This window comes from Streptomyces rectiviolaceus, from assembly GCF_039533825.1.
GTDB lineage: Bacteria > Actinomycetota > Actinomycetes > Streptomycetales > Streptomycetaceae > Streptomyces > Streptomyces rectiviolaceus.
The window spans coordinates 1-15042 of sequence record NZ_BAAAUG010000169.1; the positions used below are offsets into that span (position 1 = coordinate 1).

Consider the following 15042-nt stretch of genomic DNA (forward strand, 5'->3'; position numbering starts at 1 on the left):
GCCGTGGCGCCGGTCCGGCTGCTGCGGGCGGCCGGGGTGCGGGTCGCCGCGGGCAGCGGGGCCATGCGGGACGTGTCGAACCCCGTGGGGCGCGGGGATCCGCTGGAGGCCGCCTATCTGCTGGCCTCGCGGTGCGGTCTTCGCCCCGAGGACGCGTACGGCACGGTCAGCGCCGCAGCACGGGCCGCCATGGGGCTCCCCCAGGTGCGGGTGGAGGCCGGATTCCCCGCCGAGCTGCTCGCGGTGCGTGGCGACCATCTCGCGGGGGCGCTCTCGCTCGCGTACAGCCGCATCGTGGTGCACCGGGGGCGCGTGGTGGCACGGACGAGCGCCGTGCGGGAGTACTGCGATTCGGCTGCCGCCGTGGCGCTGGACCTGCCGCGGCAGGGTCGGTCGAAGGGGGCGGGACCGGGGCGGTCGACGGGCGCGGAACCGTCGTGAGGGCGGGCGACGCCTCCTGACGTGCACCCGCGTGCGCGGGGCGAACATGCGGGGGCTGCCGTACGGTCGGAGACATGCGCATTGTCATCGCTGGAGGTCATGGTCAGATCGCGCTGCGGCTCGAGCGGTTGCTCGCCGCGCGGGGTGACGAGGTCGTCGGGCTCGTCCGCAGAGGCGGGCAGGAAGCCGATCTGCGGGACGCGGGTGCCGAAGCGGCCCTGTGCGACCTGGAGTCGGCGTCCGTCGACGAGGTCGCCGGGCTTCTGGAGGGCGCCGACGCGGCTGTCTTCGCGGCAGGCGCGGGTCCTGGCAGCGGGGCCGACCGCAAGAACACCGTGGACCGCGATGCCGCCGTGCTCTTCGCGGACGCCGCGGAGCGCGCCGGAGTGCGGCGCTACGTAGTGGTGTCGTCGATGGGCGCGGACCCCGCGCACAAGGGCGACGAGATCTTCGACGCCTACCTGCGGGCCAAGGGCGAGGCCGATGCCTCCGTACGCGGCCGCAAGGCCCTGGACTGGACGATTCTGCGCCCCGGCATGCTGACGGACGACGCGGGCACCGGTCTCGTGCGCCTGGAGGCGTCGACCGGGCGTGGGCCGATCCCGCGTGACGACGTGGCCGCGGTGCTCGCGGAGCTCGTCGATTCATCGGCGACGGCAGGCCTGACCCTGGAGCTGGTCAGCGGGTCCACGCCGGTGTCCGTGGCGGTCAAGTCCGTTGCGGGGAACTGACGTCCGTACGGCGAAGTCGGTCTTCTGAGGGATGTTCGGCGGGCGGGGCGGTGCTTGGCTTGAGGTGCCGCCTACGTAAGGAACGCCATGCCTGCTTCCGATGTGCCCGCCGCGCAGGAAGCCCTCCTGCGGCAGATGTACGCCGTCTTCAGTACCGAAGAGCGCGATGCGTTCATCCCCCGCTCCCTGGCCCCCGATGTGAACTGGCCGAACCTCCTGGACAACACCCGTGCCCGCGGCATCGCGGCGGTCCGCGCCTACTGGGCACGGCAGTTCGCGGTGATGCACCCCCTGGTGCACCTGGAGCGGCTGCGGCTCGACGACGACGGGCGGCGGGTCGTGGCGACCGTGCGGCCCGGGCTGCGGGACGGGACAGGTGATCACTGGGCGCCGACGACGGTCGAGCACGTCTACACGTTCCGGGACGACGGTCTGGTGAGCCGGATGGACGTACGGCAGCCATGACCGCCCCAGGCCCCACCAGGCGCCCTGGAAAGCCGTGAGAGCGCCTCAGAAGAGCGGGAGCTGGCCGGGGAAGTCCGGCACCGTGTAGCCGTCCAGAGCGGGCTGTGCGGCGCCCAGCAGGGCCTGCCTGCGCGAGCCCGGGCAGGACACGAGGTCACCACTGCCCCGCTGGCCCGGCGGGTCGTGGCGAGCGAACCGACCCCCGACGACGGCGATTTCACGGCGGCACTCGGGGCAGTTCCTGCGGCGCGATGGGGAGGGCACGGACGACATTGACGGCATGGCCTCAGCGTACGAAAAGACCCCCTCCGACTTGCGTTTCCGCAAGATCACCGGTCGGCCGGAGAACCGACAGCATCAGGCCGTTCGGCGAGGAGCACGCTCGCCCCCCTTGAGTCCCCGCCATCTCGAGCTACATAGAAGTCTTTCTCGAGAAACCCAAGCGACCAACTCGAGTTGAGTCCTATGGTGGGAGTGTCGGCAACGAGGCCTGGCTCAACTCTGGATGTAGGTGGGGAAGTTGGCAACGCTGAGCACAGCGCCGCTCGACCTGTCGGCGGGGATCTTCATCCGGTGCATGAGCGTCGACGAACACACCACGCACATCCAGGTGCAGTTCCGCCAGCTGCGAGTCATCACCCACGACCCGGTAGTCCTGCAGCCAGATCTAAAGATGCGGCCCGCAGATGTCACCGATCGTGACGTCGAGCTGCACTCCGAGGTCCAACGCTCCATGGACGGCAACAAGAAATCCAACATCCCCACCTACGCCCGCTACATCCGGCGCCATGTGACAGGCGAGAAGGTAGGGGTGCTGCCCCCGATCCACCTGTGGACGGAACGGCCCCTGTCGATCCACGAGTTCGCCGACAAGGGTCATCTGCAGCGCTTCCTCTGCGTGCCGCACGGCTGGCGCCTGATCGCGATCGACGGCGAGACGCAGCTGGCGAGCCACTACGACCTACAGCGAGACCCGAGCATGCCGCAGGACGTCAAGGAGCGGCATGAGAGCGCCTATCTGAGTGCCGTCGTGCACGACGACAGGAGTTCGCTGCAGGCGAGGCAGTTCTTCCACGACCTCAACTGGCTGGGAGTCAGGGTCAATTCAGCCATCGCCCTGTCGATGGACACCACGGATCCACTGATGGCCCTCGTCAGCAGCCTCTCGGAAGATGTCCCCTTCCTCAAGGGAAGGGTTGAGCGGATCTCCCGTCAGCTCAAGCGGAACAGCCCCAAAGTGGTCAAGCTGCAGGACCTCCGACAGTTCGTGATCAACATCGTGCACGGCATCTCCGGGGTCCAGTACGGGACCAAACCAGCGCCGCTCGACCATGTCGACCTGGACGAGCTCAAGTCTGTTGCCCACGACTGGCTCACGGCGTACACAGACGCTTTCGGCGTCGAGTTCGCCGACCGCGACGGGTGCGTCACGGGTATGGGCAGCGTCCTCGCTGCCGTCGGCGCCATGGGCAAGACCCTGATCTCGGCCCCGGTGGAGCGACGTGACGAGTGCCGTGAGGACCTGCTTCGGACCTTGAAGGAGGTCGACTGGCACAAGGGCGACCACTGGCTGGGGACGGCACTGAGCAAGACACCCACCGGCAACTACACGGCCAACGGGCCCAAGCAGTCCGCGTACGCCGTACATACCGCCTTGAGTGATCCGGAGAGCGGCGCGTACCAACAGATCCGACACGGACGCACCAGCTCCGAGCCCGTTTCCGCCTAGTCCAGGCGCGCAAAAAAACGGCCCCGTCGCCGGGGCCGTTCCTGTCGGCATGCGCCGATCTCGTACATGCAGCCTAACAGCCGGCCTCTCGGCCCGGGAGAAGCTCGTGAGCACCGTCATCGCCTACGTCGACGGCTTCAATCTCTACTACGGAATGCGCGCCAAGCATGGTCACCGCTATTACTGGTTGGACCTCGCCGCGCTGGTCAGACGACTACGGCCGACGGACACATTGATCGGCGTGCGCTACTTCACTGCTCCGGTGCGCGGAGAGCCTACGGCGGCCGCGAATCAATCGACGTATCTCGACGCCCTGGTCGCACACAGCCAGGGGGAGGTGGAAACGGTCCTCGGACGGTTCGTCGAGAAGAAGCCGCGCTGCAGGGAGTGCCGGACGTGCTGGGTGTGTGCATGCACCCCGCCGCACATCTACCGGACGTACGAGGAGAAGGCCACCGACGTGGCCATCGGAGCGCGCCTTGTGGAGGACAGCGCGACCGGGGCGTCCGATGTCGCACTGATCGTCTCCGCCGACACGGACCTGGTGCCCGCTGTCGAAGCAGCACAGCGGGTATGCCCGTCCCGGTCCGTGTACATGGCGTTGCCACCGGGACAGGTGCGGCTCAGTAAGTACTTCACGACGGTGGGGCACTTCAACATCAATGAGACCGCATTGCGGGCCAGCCAGCTGCCGCCGGTCGTTCAGGACACCACGTCGGGCGCGCTGTACTCGCGGCCGGCCAAGTGGAAGTGAGGCGCTCCCGGGACGCACTGCGGCTCCGTGAGCCGTCCCCGCCCTGGGGCCGCGTGGAGCACCCGTATGGCCTTCGTCACGCCACTGTGTCGGCAGGCTTGGCTGAGCTCTGGCGTCGAACCACAAACGGCTCTACTGCCCGAGCAACGACGAGAGGGCCCGTTCCCAGCGTATTTGCTGGGGACGGACCCTCTCGGTCGTGTGGCGGCGCCAGGATTCGAACCTGGGAAGGCTGAGCCGGCAGATTTACAGTCTGCTCCCTTTGGCCGCTCGGGCACACCGCCTGGGTCGCTGCCTGGAATCGTTCGCTTGGCGCGGCGCTCCGTGGCAACGACGTAAACGATACCTGATGCACAGGGGTGCTTCGCCACCCGATTGATCAGCGCCCGGCGCGGGGGCGGTGGCTAGGCTTTGCGGATACGGCCAGGGACCGAAGGCCGTGCACCAGCTGAGTACGCAGACCCCGATACAAGGAGCCACAGGACATGGCCGACTCCAGTTTCGACATCGTCTCGAAGGTCGAGCGGCAGGAGGTCGACAACGCCCTCAACCAGGCCGCCAAGGAGATCTCGCAGCGCTACGACTTCAAGGGCACGGGCGCCTCGATCGCCTGGTCCGGCGAGAAGATCCTGATGGAGGCGAATGGCGAGGAGCGGGTCAAGGCGATCCTCGACATCTTCCAGTCCAAGCTGATCAAGCGCGGCATCTCGCTGAAGTCGCTGGACGCGGGCGAGCCGCAGCTGTCAGGCAAGGAGTACAAGATCTTCGCCTCGATCGAGGAGGGCATCTCCCAGGAGAACGCGAAGAAGGTTGCCAAGATCATCCGCGATGAGGGCCCGAAGGGCGTCAAGGCGCAGGTCCAGGGCGACGAGCTGCGGGTCAGCTCGAAGAGCCGCGACGACCTGCAGGCCGTACAGGCGCTGCTCAAGGGGCAGGACTTCGACTTCGCGGTGCAGTTCGCGAACTACCGGTAGTTGCCAGTAAGCACTGGTGAGTACTGGTGAGTACTGGTGAGTACTGGTGATTTCTCGTCGTACTGCGCCGGAGGGCGGGCACCCGGGTCGGGTGCCCGCCCTTGCTGCTGGCCGCAGATCGGGGGATCGGCGCCTCTGGGGCGCGTGGCCTCAGCGGCGCGAGTGGCCGAAGAGGATGCGGTAGGCGACGAGCAGGACGAGTGAGCCGCCGATCGCGGCTGCCCAGGTCGCGCCGTCGTAGAAGTCGTTGGCTATCGGGCGGTCGAGATAGCGGGCGGAGATCCAGCCGCCGATGAAGGCGCCCGCGATGCCGATGACGGTCGTGCCGATGAAGCCGCCCGGGTCGCGGCCCGGCAGCAGGACCTTGGCCACGGCACCGGCGAGCAGCCCCAGAACGATCCAGCTGATGATGCCCATGCGGTGAACCTGCCCCTCTGTCGTGCTGTTGTCCTGAAGGACGTCACAAGAGAGGGGCGCGGTTGCGGTGATCGGCGAGGTGCGGCGTATGCCACAGCCGCGGCTCTGGGCCGTGCGGTCGCGTCAGCGCTGCGCGAACGGCTGGTCCGTACGCACGATTTCGCGGCCGAGCGGCATCAACGACACCGGGATCAGCTTGAAGTTGGCGATGCCCAGCGGGATGCCGATGATCGTGATGCACAGGAGGAAGCCGGTGACGATGTGGCCGAGCGCGAGCCACCAGCCCGCGAGGATCAGCCACAGGACGTTCACGATGCAGGACGGCGCGCCCGCGTCGCGGCGCTCAACTGTCGTGTAGCCGAAGGGCCACAGGGCATAGCGGCCGATCCGGAAGCTGGCGACTCCGAACGGGATGCCGATGATCGTGATGCACAGGAGCGCTCCGGCCAGCAGATAGCCGAGGAACATCCAGAAGCCGCACAGGACGAGCCAAATGACGTTGAGGATTGTCTTCACTGGTGGCGACCTGCCATCTGCTCGAGCCGGGCAATGCGCTCCGCCATCGGCGGATGCGTGGAGAACATCTTGGACATGCCCTGCCCCGGACGGAAAGGGTTCGCAATCATCATGTGACTTGCCGTCTCAAGGCGGGGCTCGGGCGGCAGCGGAAGCTGCTTGGTGCCCGCGTCGAGCTTACGCAGGGCGCTCGCGAGGGCCAGTGGGTCCCCTGTGAGCTGCGCGCCGGACGCGTCGGCCTCGTACTCCCTGGAGCGGCTGATCGCGAGTTGGATGACGGAGGCGGCCAGCGGACCCAGGAGCATGATCAGGAGCATGCCGAAGATGCCGGGGCCGTCGTTGTCGTTCGACCTGCCGATCGGGATCAGCCAGGCGAAGTTGACCAGGAACATGATCACCGAGGCGAGTGCGCCTGCGACCGACGAGATCAGGATGTCGCGGTTGTAGACATGGCTGAGTTCGTGGCCGATGACGCCGCGCAGCTCACGCTCGTCCAGGAGGCGCAGGATGCCGTCGGTGCAGCACACGGCCGCGTTGCGCGGATTGCGGCCCGTCGCGAACGCGTTCGGCGCCTCGGTGGGCGAGATGTAGAGCCGGGGCATGGGCTGGCGGGCCTGGGTGGAGAGCTCGCGGACCATGCGGTACAGCTCGGGGGCCTCGAATTCGCTCACCGGGCGCGCGCGCATGGCGCGCAGGGCGAGCTTGTCGCTGTTCCAGTACGCGTACGCGTTGGTGCCGAGCGCCACGAAGAGCGCGACGATCAGGCCCGTACGTCCGAAGAAACTACCGATGACGAGGATGAGAGCGGACAGTCCCCCGAGGAGTACGGCGGTCTTCAGCCCGTTGTGCCGGCGGTGCACGGTACGCCCTCCTGTGGTGCGTGGGGGAACCCTCTGTCTACTGGTGCTTCCACTCTTCAGTGGACCCTCCCGTACTGGTCAACGCCAGGCGGGGAGCACTAGTTCCCTTGTGCGCGCAGGAGCGGGCAGGAGCGGTGTGGGCCGCTCGGGTGACGCCCGGAGCGGGCCCTACGGGGGTCTACGGAGACGGGGACGCGTCAGAAGAGGCCCGTGTCGGAGAACCTCAGGACGAGTTGCGGCGCTCCGGAGAGCGCGATGCCGAGGACCGCGGTCAGGGCGATGGCCGCCGTCAGGGGTGCCGGGACGCGGTGCTTGACCGGCTCGCCCTCCGGGGCGCGGAACAGCAGCGCCGTCCACTGGAGGTAGTAGAAGAGCGCGATCACTACGTTCACGGCCATCACCACGGCGAGCCAGCCAAGGCCCGCGTCGACCGCCGCCGAGAAGACGGTGACCTTCGCGAAGAGGCCGATGATGCCCGGCGGCAGGCCCGCGAGGCAGAGCAGGAAGAAGCCGAGCACCAGGGCCGCGAGAGGGCTCCTGGCGTACAGGCCGCGGTAGTCGCTGACGCGGTTCAGGCGCTGCGTACGGCCGACGAGCGCGGCGACGGCGAAGGCTCCGAGGTTCACGGCCGCGTACATGAGGGCGTACGCGACGGTGGAGCCGATGGCCTTCTCCGCCTCCGCGGGGTTGTCGGCGTATCCGGCCGCGGCGATCGGCACCAGGAGGTATCCGGCCTGGCCGACCGAGGACCAGGCGAGCAGGCGGACCGCGCTGTACGCGCGCGTGGCCTGCTGGCGCAGCGCCGCCACGTTGCCCGCGGTCATGGTGAGGGCGGCGAGCACGGCAAGTGCCGGGCCCCACACGTCCGCGTACGAGGGGAAGGCGACGACGGTGACGAGGATCAGGCCGGTGAAGCCGACCGCTTTGCCGACGACGGACAGGTAGGCGGCGACCGGCAGCGGCGCGCCTACGTAGGTGTCGGGCACCCAGAAGTGGAAGGGCACGGCGGCCACCTTGAAGGCGAAGCCGACGAGGGTGAGGGCGACGCCGGTCTGGGCGAGCGTGTCCAGCTGACCGTCCACCTGCCGGAGCTCGGTGGCGACCTCCGTGAGGTGCAGGGTGCCTGTCGCGGCGTACACGAAGCTGACGCCCATCAGCGTCACGGCGGTCGCGGTGACGGAGGAGAGGAAGAACTTCAGGGCCGCTTCGGAGGACCGCTTGTCGCCGTGCCGCAGGCCGACGAGCGCGAAGGCGGGCAGCGAGGCGACTTCGAGGGCGACGATCAGCGTGGCGAGGTCACGCGACGCGGGCAGCAGCGCGGCGCCCGCGGCCGAGGAGAGCAGCAGGAACCAGAACTCCCCTTCGGGGAGTTCCTTGCCGGTGCCGTTCGCGTCCTTGAGGGCGCTCATCGAGAGCAGAGCGGCCAGCAAGGCGCCGCCGATGACGAGCAGTTGGATGACGAGCGTGAAGCGGTCGGCGGTGTAGCTGCAGGCGTCCGCGCCGCCGGTCAGGCAGAACGTCGACCGGTCGTCGTTCAGGATCGGCAGCAGGGAGAGCCCGGCGACGGCGAGACCCGCCACGGAGATCCAGCCGAGCAGCGCCTTCTTCTTGTCGCCCACGAAGAGGTCGGCGACGAGCACGAGGAGACCGACGACCGCCGCGATGGTGGGCGGAGCGATCGCGAGCCAGTCGACGGACTGGACGACGCCGGCGGCGCTTTCGGCGGCCACGGTCACGACTTGCCTCCTGAGAGGAGCTGCTGCACGGCCGGGTCGGTGAGGCCGAGCAGAGCGGCGGGCCAGAGTCCGGCGAGGACGGTGAGGGCGACGAGCGGGGTCCAGGCGGCGAACTCATAGCCCTGGACGTCGGCGAGCGCCGGGGTGTCGGTCTTGGCGGCGCCCTGGGGCCCCTGAGCCACCGGGCCCATGCAGACACGGCGTACGACGATGAGCATGTACGCGGCGGTGAGCAGGGTGCCGAAGGCGGCGATCGCCATGAAGGTGAGGAAGGCCGGGCGGCTGAGACCGTCGGCGGGCTTGAACGCGCCGAACAGGGCGAGCATTTCGCCCCAGAACCCGGCGAGGCCCGGCAGTCCGAGCGAGGCGACGGCGCCGAAGGCGAGGAGGCCGCCGAGGCGGGGGGCCTTGCCGTAGAGCGCGGCGCCCGATTCCTGCGCGAGGGTGTCGAGGTCGCTGGTGCCGGTGCGGTCCTTCAGCGCGCCGACGAGGAAGAACAGCAGGCCGGTGATGAGGCCGTGCGCGATGTTGGCGAACAGCGCGCCGTTCACGCCGGTCGGGCTCATCGTCGAGATGCCGAGGAGCACGAAGCCCATGTGGCCCACGGACGAGTACGCGATGAGGCGCTTGAGGTCGCCCTTCGCGCCCTGCTTGGCGAGGGCGAGGCAGGCGAGCGATCCGTAAATGATCCCGACCACGGCGAAGGCCGCGAGGTACGGCGCGAAGGTCTGCATCCCGTCGGGCGCGATCGGCAGCAGGATCCGGACGAAGCCGTACGTGCCCATCTTCAGCAGCACGCCGGCCAGCAGGACCGAGCCGACGGTGGGCGCGGCGGTGTGCGCGTCCGGCAGCCAGCTGTGCAGCGGCCACATCGGCGTCTTGACCGCGAGCCCGATCCCGATCGCCAGAACGGCGATGACCTGCACGGATGTGCTCAGGGCCGGGTCGTTGTCAGTGGCGAGTGCCACCATGTCAAATGTGCCGGACTTGAGGCCGATGAGGAGGAGACCGAGCAGCATCACGACGGAGCCGAGCAGCGTGTAGAGGATGAACTTCCAAGCCGCTTGCGTGCGTTGGGCTCCGCCCCAGCGGGCGATGAGGAAGTACATCGGGATGAGGACCATCTCGAACGCCAGGAAGAACAGCAGCAGGTCGAGGACGGCGAAGGTCGCGAGGGTGCCGGACTCGAGCACGAGGATCAGCGCGACAAATGCCTTGGGAGACGGGCCCGTAGGCATTTTGAAGTAGGAGTACAGCGCGCAGAGGAAGGTCAGCAGCGCGGTCAGGACCAGGAGGGGGAGCGAGATGCCGTCGATGCCGAGGTGGATGCGCACGTCGAGTGCGGGGATCCAGCTGATATCGGTCGTGGCCTGCATCTTTGACGGGTGGTCATGGTCGAAGCCGAGGGTCAGGACGAGCGCGGCGATGAGGATCACGCCGGTCACGACCACCCCATGCCGGAGCACGGCCTGGTCGGGCGACTTCCCCTTCAGTCCGGGCGGGGCCGGGAGCAGGGCGGCCACGGCGCCGATGAGCGGGCCGACCACGATCAACGCGAGAAGAAGCTGCATCAAGGATTCACTGATATCGATCACGGCTGCTCACGCTCCGACGGTGGCGACGATGACGGCGGCGACAGCCAGGACGACGGTGCCTGCGAGCAGCGCGCTCAGGTAGGTCTGCACATTGCCGGTCTGCGCGCGGCGGACGGCCGCGCCGAGCCAGCGGGGTGCGGTGCCCGCGCCGCGTACGTACGTCTCGACGACCTCGCGGTCGAGGAAGCGCACGAGGCTTGCCGCGGCCTGGACGGGGCGCACGAACAGGGCGGCGTAGACGGCGTCGAGGTGGAAGCCGACGGCGGCGTGCCGGTGCAGCGGGCCGAGCAGGAGGCGGCCGGGGTCGGCCGGATCGTGGGCGGCTGCCACGTCTCCGTAGGCGGGGGTGTGCGTGGCGATGGCCTCGGCCTCGACCAGACCTCCGTCGGCTCCCGAGTCCGCGGCGACCGCGCCCATCGGGTGCTGGGCCGCGAGCGCCGTGGTGTGGCGCCACGCGCCGTACGTGACGAGCCCGCCGACGAGGGCGAGTCCCGTGCCGAGTACGGAGGTGGTGAGGGTCGGGGTGAGCGAGTGGCCGTCGAACCAGTCCGGCAGGACGCCGACGGTGAGGCCGAAGGCGAGTGAGGGGACGGCGAGCACCCAGAGCACGGCGGTCATCGTGATCGGCTGGCGGCCGTGGTCGGGGGCTTCGGGGCCCTTGCCGTTGAAGGCGAGCAGCCACAGGCGCGTCGCGTAGGCGGCGGTGAGGAGGGCGGTCAGCAGACCGGCGACCAGGACGATCCAGCCCGCCGAGCTGGGGGCGGTCTCGGAGTGGCCGGTGGCCGCGTGCTCGGCGGCGCCCAGGACGGCTTCCTTGGAGAAGAAGCCGCTGAACGGCGGGATCGCGGCGAGCGCGAGGAGCGCCACGGTCATCGTCCAGAAGGCATCGGGGACCCGGTCGCGCAGGCCCTTCATGCGGGACATCGCGGCGAGGGAGTTGGTGCCGGCGGCGTGGATGATCACGCCCGCGCCGAGGAAGAGGAGCGCCTTGAAGGCGCCGTGCGACAGGAGGTGGAAGACGGCGGCGCCGCGCTCGCCGACGGCGAGGGCGCCGGTCAGATAGCCGAGCTGGCCGATCGTCGAGTAGGCGAGGACGCGCTTGATGTCGTCCTGGGCGAGCGCGGCGATGGCCGATCCTGCCATCGTGACGGCAGCCATGACGGCGAGGACGACCAGTGCTGCCGCCGACGCGGCGAAGACCGGGAGGAGCCGGGCCACGAAGTAGACACCGGCGGCGACCATCGTCGCGGCGTGGATGAGCGCGGAGACGGGGGTGGGGCCCGCCATCGCGTCGGGCAGCCAGGTGTGCAGCGGGAACTGCGCGGACTTGCCCGCCACACCGGCGAGGAGCAGCAGGGCGATCAGCGTCGGGTGGTCGAGTCCGCCGCCCGCGACCGTCGCGAGGACGGTCGTGATGCGGAACGACCCGGTGTCGACGGCGAGCGCGAACAGGCCGATCAGGAAGGGGACGTCGCCGAGCTTGGTGACCAGGAAGGCCTTGAGGGAGGCGGCGCGGGCTTCGGGCGTCTCCCAGTAGTGGCCGACGAGGAAGTACGAGCAGATGCCCATGATCTCCCAGCCGACCAGGAGCACCATCAGGTCGCCGGAGTAGACGACGAGCAGCATCGCGGAGGTGAAGAGGGAGACGAGAGCGGCGTACGAGGGGTAGCGCGGGTCGTCGCGCAGGTAGCCCGTCGAGTAGATCTGCACGCAGGAGGCGACGACGCCGACCAGGACGGCGACCAGGACGGCGAAGCCGTCGACGTGCAGGGCGAGTTCGATGGGGACCGAGCCGGTCGGGGTGAGCTCGGTGGCGGAGTCGATGTCGGCGCCGCCGCCGTGGCGGGCGGCGACCAGGACGGCGAGGACCAGCGCCGCCAGAGTGGGCAGCACCGCGAGGGGGCGTACGAGGCCCGGGACGGTGCGGCCGAGCAGCAGACCGGCGACCGCGCCGAGGAACGGCAGGAGGGGGACGAGTACGGCGAGGGTGGTCGTGGTCACGCGGTGGCCTCAGCCTTCTGTGCCGGGGCGAGCTCTTCACCGACGGCGTCCTCGGTGTCGTCGTCGGGGCCCTCGGCGGTGTCGCGGAGTTCGTCGACGGCGGAGGAGCCGCGGTTGCGGTAGACCGCCAGGACGATCGCGAGGCCGATGCCGATCTCCGCCGCGGCGATGGCGATGGTGAAGAGGGTCAGGGCCTGGCCGGAGTGGAGGGCGTCGCGGAGCCAGACGTCGAAGGCGACCAGGTTGAGGTTGACGGCGTTGAGCATGAGCTCGACGGACATCAGGACCAGGATCGCGTTGCGGCGGGCGAGCACTCCGTACAGGCCTACGCAGAAAAGGAGGACGGCCAGGACGGCGGGATAGGCGAGGTGCATCAGCGCTGCTCCTTGTCGCTGGGGGCACCGGTCGTGGGGCTGTCACCGGGGGCGCCGTTCAGGCGGGTCATGCGGGCGTTCCTGCGGGAGAGGACGATCGCGCCGACCAGGGCGGCGAGGAGCAGGACCGAGAGGGCCTCGAAGGGCAGCACCCAGTGCTTGAAGAGGAACTCGCCGGTCACGGCGGTGGAGCCCTGGGCGTCATCGGCGGCGCGGTCGAGGTCGATCCAGTTGGTACGGAAGGCGTCGACGACCACCCAGACCAGGGAGGCGGCGGCGAGGACGGCCACCGCGAGCGCGACCGGGCGGTTGCCCGAATCGGCGTCCGGGGAGCGGCCGATGGGGGCGCGCGTCAGCATCAGACCGAAGAGGAGGAGTACGACGACGGAGCCGACATAGATCAGGACCTGGACCCAGGCGATGAACTCGGCGGTGAGCAGGAGGTACTCGACGGCCAGGCCGCCGAGCGTCGCCACGAGCCACAGGGCGGCGTGCACCAGCTGCTTCGTGGTGACGGTGACGATCGCCGAGCCGAGGGTGACGAGGCCGACCAGGAGGAAAGCGATCTCCACTCCCGTCGGGGAGAGGAAGCCCTGGGGGGCGTCGGCCGCCAGAGGGGTGTTGGCTGCTGTCGCCGCAGCGGCTGCGAGGGTCACGCGTCTGCCTCCGGTCCGGCTTCCTGGGCCGCGGCCAGCTTCTCCGCCGCCTTGCGGGCGGTGACGATCTCCTTGGGGTCCTCGGCCGCCGGGTCCAGGGCCGGTGGGGCCGGGACCGTCCACATCCAGTCGCGGAGCTTGTCGCGCTCGTGGGTGAGTTCGTGGATGTCGGTCTCGGCGTACTCGAACTCCGGGGACCAGAACAGCGCGTCGAAGGGGCAGACCTCGATGCAGATGCCGCAGTACATGCAGAGGGAGAAGTCGATGGCGAAACGGTCGAGGACGTTGCGGCTGCGCTCGCGGCCGCCCTCGACGGCCGGCGGCACCGTCTCCTTGTGGGAGTCGATGTAGATGCACCAGTCCGGGCACTCCCGGGCGCAGAGCATGCAGACCGTGCAGTTCTCCTCGAAGAGCCCGATGACGCCCCGGGTGCGGGGCGGGAGTTCGGGCTGGTGCTCGGGGTACTGCTCGGTGACGGTCTTCTTCGTCATCGTGCGGAGGGTGACGGCGAGGCCCTTGGCCAGGCCGCTGCCAGGGATCGGAGGCATTAGTTGATCGCCACCTTCACGATTCCGGTGAGCGCGATCTGCGCGAGGGCGAGCGGGACGAGGAGGGTCCAGGAGAACTTCTGGAGCTGGTCCTCGCGGAGACGGGGGTAACTGACGCGTAGCCAGATCACGAGGAAGGCCAGCACGCCGGTCTTCAGGAGGGTCCAGACCCAGCCGAGGCCGTCGGCGCCCCAGGGGCCGTGCCAGCCGCCGAGGAAGAGGACGGTGGTGAGGCCGCAGAGGACGACGATGCCCGCGTACTCGGCGAGGAGGAAGAGGGCGAAGCGCAGGCCCGTGTACTCGGTGTACGCGCCGAAGATGATCTCCGAGTCGGCGACCGGCATGTCGAAGGGCGGGCGCTGGAGTTCGGCGAGGCCCGCGATGAAGAAGACGAGGGCGCCGACGATCTGCCAGGGCAGCCACCACCACTCGAAGGCGTTGAGGATGCCGGGCAGCGAGACCGTCCCTGCCGCCATCGCGACCGAAGCCGCGGCGAGCAGCATCGGGAGTTCGTACGCGAGGAGCTGGGCGGCGGTGCGCAGGCCGCCGAGGAGGGAGAACTTGTTGGCGCTGGCCCAGCCCGCCATGAGCGAGCCGAGTACGCCGACGCCCATGACCGCGAGCACGAAGAAGATACCGGCGTCTACGAGTTGACCGACGGCGCCTTCGCTCGGGCCGATGGGGATGGCCACCAGGACGAGGAGGTAGGGCAGCAGGGCGACAGCGGGGGCGAGCTGGAAGATGCGGCGGTCGGCATCGGCCGGTACGACGTCTTCCTTCTGCGCGAACTTGACGCCGTCGGCTACGAGCTGGGCCCAGCCGTGGAAGCCGCCCGCGTGCATGGGGCCGAGGCGGCCCTGCATGTGGGCCATCACCTTGTGCTCGGTCTGGCCGATGACCAGGGGCAGGACGAGGAAGACGCCGAAGACGATGAGGAGACGCAGGGCGACGTCGAGCGCGTCGGTCACTCCGTGCCTCCTGGGCGGTTGTTGTCTTCGGGGTGGTCGGTGTCTTCGGGGTGGTCGTTGGCGTCCGGAGCGGGCTTCTCGGTGTCCTCGAACGCCGGGCGGGCCTGGTGCCATGGCGCATCCGAACTGGCCGCGGGCTTCTCGCGCTCCGGCTCGGCGGCAGCAGCCTCGGGAGCCGGTGCCTCGGGAGCCGGAGCCTCCGGGCGCTGGGACGCCGAGCCCTGGGTCACGCTGCGCGCCCGGCGCGGAGTCGGCGCCTCGGGCCGCGCGCCCTCGG

At 69.4% G+C, this 15042-nt stretch carries 16 protein-coding genes, 1 tRNA gene and 2 pseudogenes; 6 read left to right on the plus strand and 13 right to left on the minus strand.

The features are described 5' to 3' along the window. From ABD378_RS36840 to ABD378_RS36850, 3 genes and pseudogenes are all read left to right on the plus strand, one after another. Nucleotides 1–441, plus strand: a pseudogene (locus tag ABD378_RS36840) (hydrolase); the annotation flags it as partial. A gap of 74 nt (nt 442–515) precedes the next feature. After that, a complete protein-coding gene (locus ABD378_RS36845; protein ID WP_344528453.1) occupies nt 516–1172 on the plus strand; it encodes an SDR family oxidoreductase in 657 nt (218 codons plus the stop codon). Between the two features lie 87 nt (nt 1173–1259). Continuing rightward, entirely contained in the window at nt 1260–1637 is a 378-nt protein-coding gene (locus tag ABD378_RS36850; RefSeq protein ID WP_344528455.1) for a nuclear transport factor 2 family protein, read from the plus strand. A 45-nt stretch (nt 1638–1682) separates the two neighbouring features. On the opposite strand, the gene ABD378_RS36855 is transcribed toward ABD378_RS36850, so the two are convergent. Then, nucleotides 1683–1919, minus strand: coding sequence for a hypothetical protein (locus ABD378_RS36855; protein ID WP_344528457.1), 237 nt, complete (start codon nt 1917–1919; stop codon nt 1683–1685). A 238-nt stretch (nt 1920–2157) separates the two neighbouring features. Here ABD378_RS36855 and ABD378_RS36860 point away from each other — a divergent pair, with 238 nt between their 5' ends. Further along, nucleotides 2158–3366, plus strand: a complete 1209-nt coding sequence (locus ABD378_RS36860) for a DNA sulfur modification protein DndB (protein ID WP_344528459.1) — start codon at nt 2158–2160, stop codon at nt 3364–3366. 106 nt (nt 3367–3472) lie between these two features. Beyond that, complete coding sequence (locus ABD378_RS36865) at nt 3473–4120, plus strand: NYN domain-containing protein (protein WP_344528461.1); 648 nt, start codon at nt 3473–3475, stop codon at nt 4118–4120. Nucleotides 4121–4322: 202 nt separating this feature from the next. Here the strand turns inward: ABD378_RS36865 and ABD378_RS36870 are convergent. Continuing rightward, nucleotides 4323–4404: transfer RNA gene (locus ABD378_RS36870), tRNA-Tyr, on the minus strand. Nucleotides 4405–4605: 201 nt separating this feature from the next. Between ABD378_RS36870 and ABD378_RS36875 the strand changes: the two genes are divergently transcribed. Beyond that, nucleotides 4606–5094, plus strand: coding sequence for a YajQ family cyclic di-GMP-binding protein (locus tag ABD378_RS36875; protein WP_249588357.1), 489 nt, complete (start codon nt 4606–4608; stop codon nt 5092–5094). A 150-nt stretch (nt 5095–5244) separates the two neighbouring features. On the opposite strand, the gene ABD378_RS36880 is transcribed toward ABD378_RS36875, so the two are convergent. The 11 genes and pseudogenes from ABD378_RS36880 to ABD378_RS36930 all read right to left on the minus strand — a co-directional run. Beyond that, nucleotides 5245–5511, minus strand: coding sequence for a GlsB/YeaQ/YmgE family stress response membrane protein (locus ABD378_RS36880; protein WP_344528464.1), 267 nt, complete (start codon nt 5509–5511; stop codon nt 5245–5247). A gap of 123 nt (nt 5512–5634) precedes the next feature. Continuing rightward, complete coding sequence (locus ABD378_RS36885; RefSeq protein WP_344528466.1) at nt 5635–6027, minus strand: YccF domain-containing protein; 393 nt, start codon at nt 6025–6027, stop codon at nt 5635–5637. After that, nucleotides 6024–6887: a zinc metalloprotease HtpX gene (gene htpX, locus ABD378_RS36890; protein WP_344528468.1), complete on the minus strand. Its 864-nt coding sequence runs from the start codon at nt 6885–6887 to the stop codon at nt 6024–6026. The genes ABD378_RS36885 and htpX overlap by 4 nt, the downstream gene beginning before the upstream one ends. Before the next feature lie 197 nt (nt 6888–7084). Beyond that, on the minus strand, nt 7085–8623 hold the full coding sequence (locus ABD378_RS36895) for an NADH-quinone oxidoreductase subunit N (protein ID WP_344528470.1): 1539 nt from the start codon (nt 8621–8623) through the stop codon (nt 7085–7087). Further along, on the minus strand, nt 8620–10218 hold the full coding sequence (locus ABD378_RS36900; protein WP_344528472.1) for an NADH-quinone oxidoreductase subunit M: 1599 nt from the start codon (nt 10216–10218) through the stop codon (nt 8620–8622). Before ABD378_RS36900 ends, ABD378_RS36895 begins: the two co-directional genes overlap by 4 nt. 6 nt (nt 10219–10224) lie before the next feature. Next, complete coding sequence (locus tag ABD378_RS36905) at nt 10225–12219, minus strand: NADH-quinone oxidoreductase subunit 5 family protein (RefSeq protein ID WP_344528473.1); 1995 nt, start codon at nt 12217–12219, stop codon at nt 10225–10227. Continuing rightward, nucleotides 12216–12593, minus strand: a complete 378-nt coding sequence (nuoK, locus tag ABD378_RS36910; RefSeq protein ID WP_344528474.1) for an NADH-quinone oxidoreductase subunit NuoK — start codon at nt 12591–12593, stop codon at nt 12216–12218. Before nuoK ends, ABD378_RS36905 begins: the two co-directional genes overlap by 4 nt. Further along, nucleotides 12593–13249: an NADH-quinone oxidoreductase subunit J family protein gene (locus tag ABD378_RS36915; RefSeq protein WP_386544241.1), complete on the minus strand. Its 657-nt coding sequence runs from the start codon at nt 13247–13249 to the stop codon at nt 12593–12595. Before ABD378_RS36915 ends, nuoK begins: the two co-directional genes overlap by 1 nt. Beyond that, on the minus strand, nt 13246–13797 hold the full coding sequence (locus ABD378_RS36920) for a NuoI/complex I 23 kDa subunit family protein (RefSeq protein WP_344528476.1): 552 nt from the start codon (nt 13795–13797) through the stop codon (nt 13246–13248). The genes ABD378_RS36915 and ABD378_RS36920 overlap by 4 nt, the downstream gene beginning before the upstream one ends. Further along, the gene (locus tag ABD378_RS36925) at nt 13797–14765 is read right to left on the minus strand and encodes a complex I subunit 1/NuoH family protein (RefSeq protein ID WP_344528478.1); all 969 of its coding nucleotides are present in this window, start codon (nt 14763–14765) and stop codon (nt 13797–13799) included. Before ABD378_RS36925 ends, ABD378_RS36920 begins: the two co-directional genes overlap by 1 nt. After that, nucleotides 14762–15042 (minus strand): annotated as a pseudogene (locus tag ABD378_RS36930) (NADH-quinone oxidoreductase subunit C); the annotation flags it as partial. The gene ABD378_RS36925 and the pseudogene ABD378_RS36930, both read right to left, overlap by 4 nt.

Bases quoted from the DNA above. Each gene is read 5' to 3' on its own strand.
- ABD378_RS36855 (WP_344528457.1), bottom strand. From the start codon at position 1,919: ATGCCGTCAATGTCGTCCGTGCCCTCCCCATCGCGCCGCAGGAACTGC.
- ABD378_RS36920 (WP_344528476.1), bottom strand. From the start codon at position 13,797: ATGCCTCCGATCCCTGGCAGCGGCCTGGCCAAGGGCCTCGCCGTCACC.
- ABD378_RS36875 (WP_249588357.1), top strand. From the start codon at position 4,606: ATGGCCGACTCCAGTTTCGACATCGTCTCGAAGGTCGAGCGGCAGGAG.
- nuoK (WP_344528474.1), bottom strand. From the start codon at position 12,593: ATGCACCTCGCCTATCCCGCCGTCCTGGCCGTCCTCCTTTTCTGCGTA.
- ABD378_RS36845 (WP_344528453.1), top strand. From the start codon at position 516: ATGCGCATTGTCATCGCTGGAGGTCATGGTCAGATCGCGCTGCGGCTC.
- ABD378_RS36850 (WP_344528455.1), top strand. From the start codon at position 1,260: ATGCCTGCTTCCGATGTGCCCGCCGCGCAGGAAGCCCTCCTGCGGCAG.
- ABD378_RS36880 (WP_344528464.1), bottom strand. From the start codon at position 5,511: ATGGGCATCATCAGCTGGATCGTTCTGGGGCTGCTCGCCGGTGCCGTG.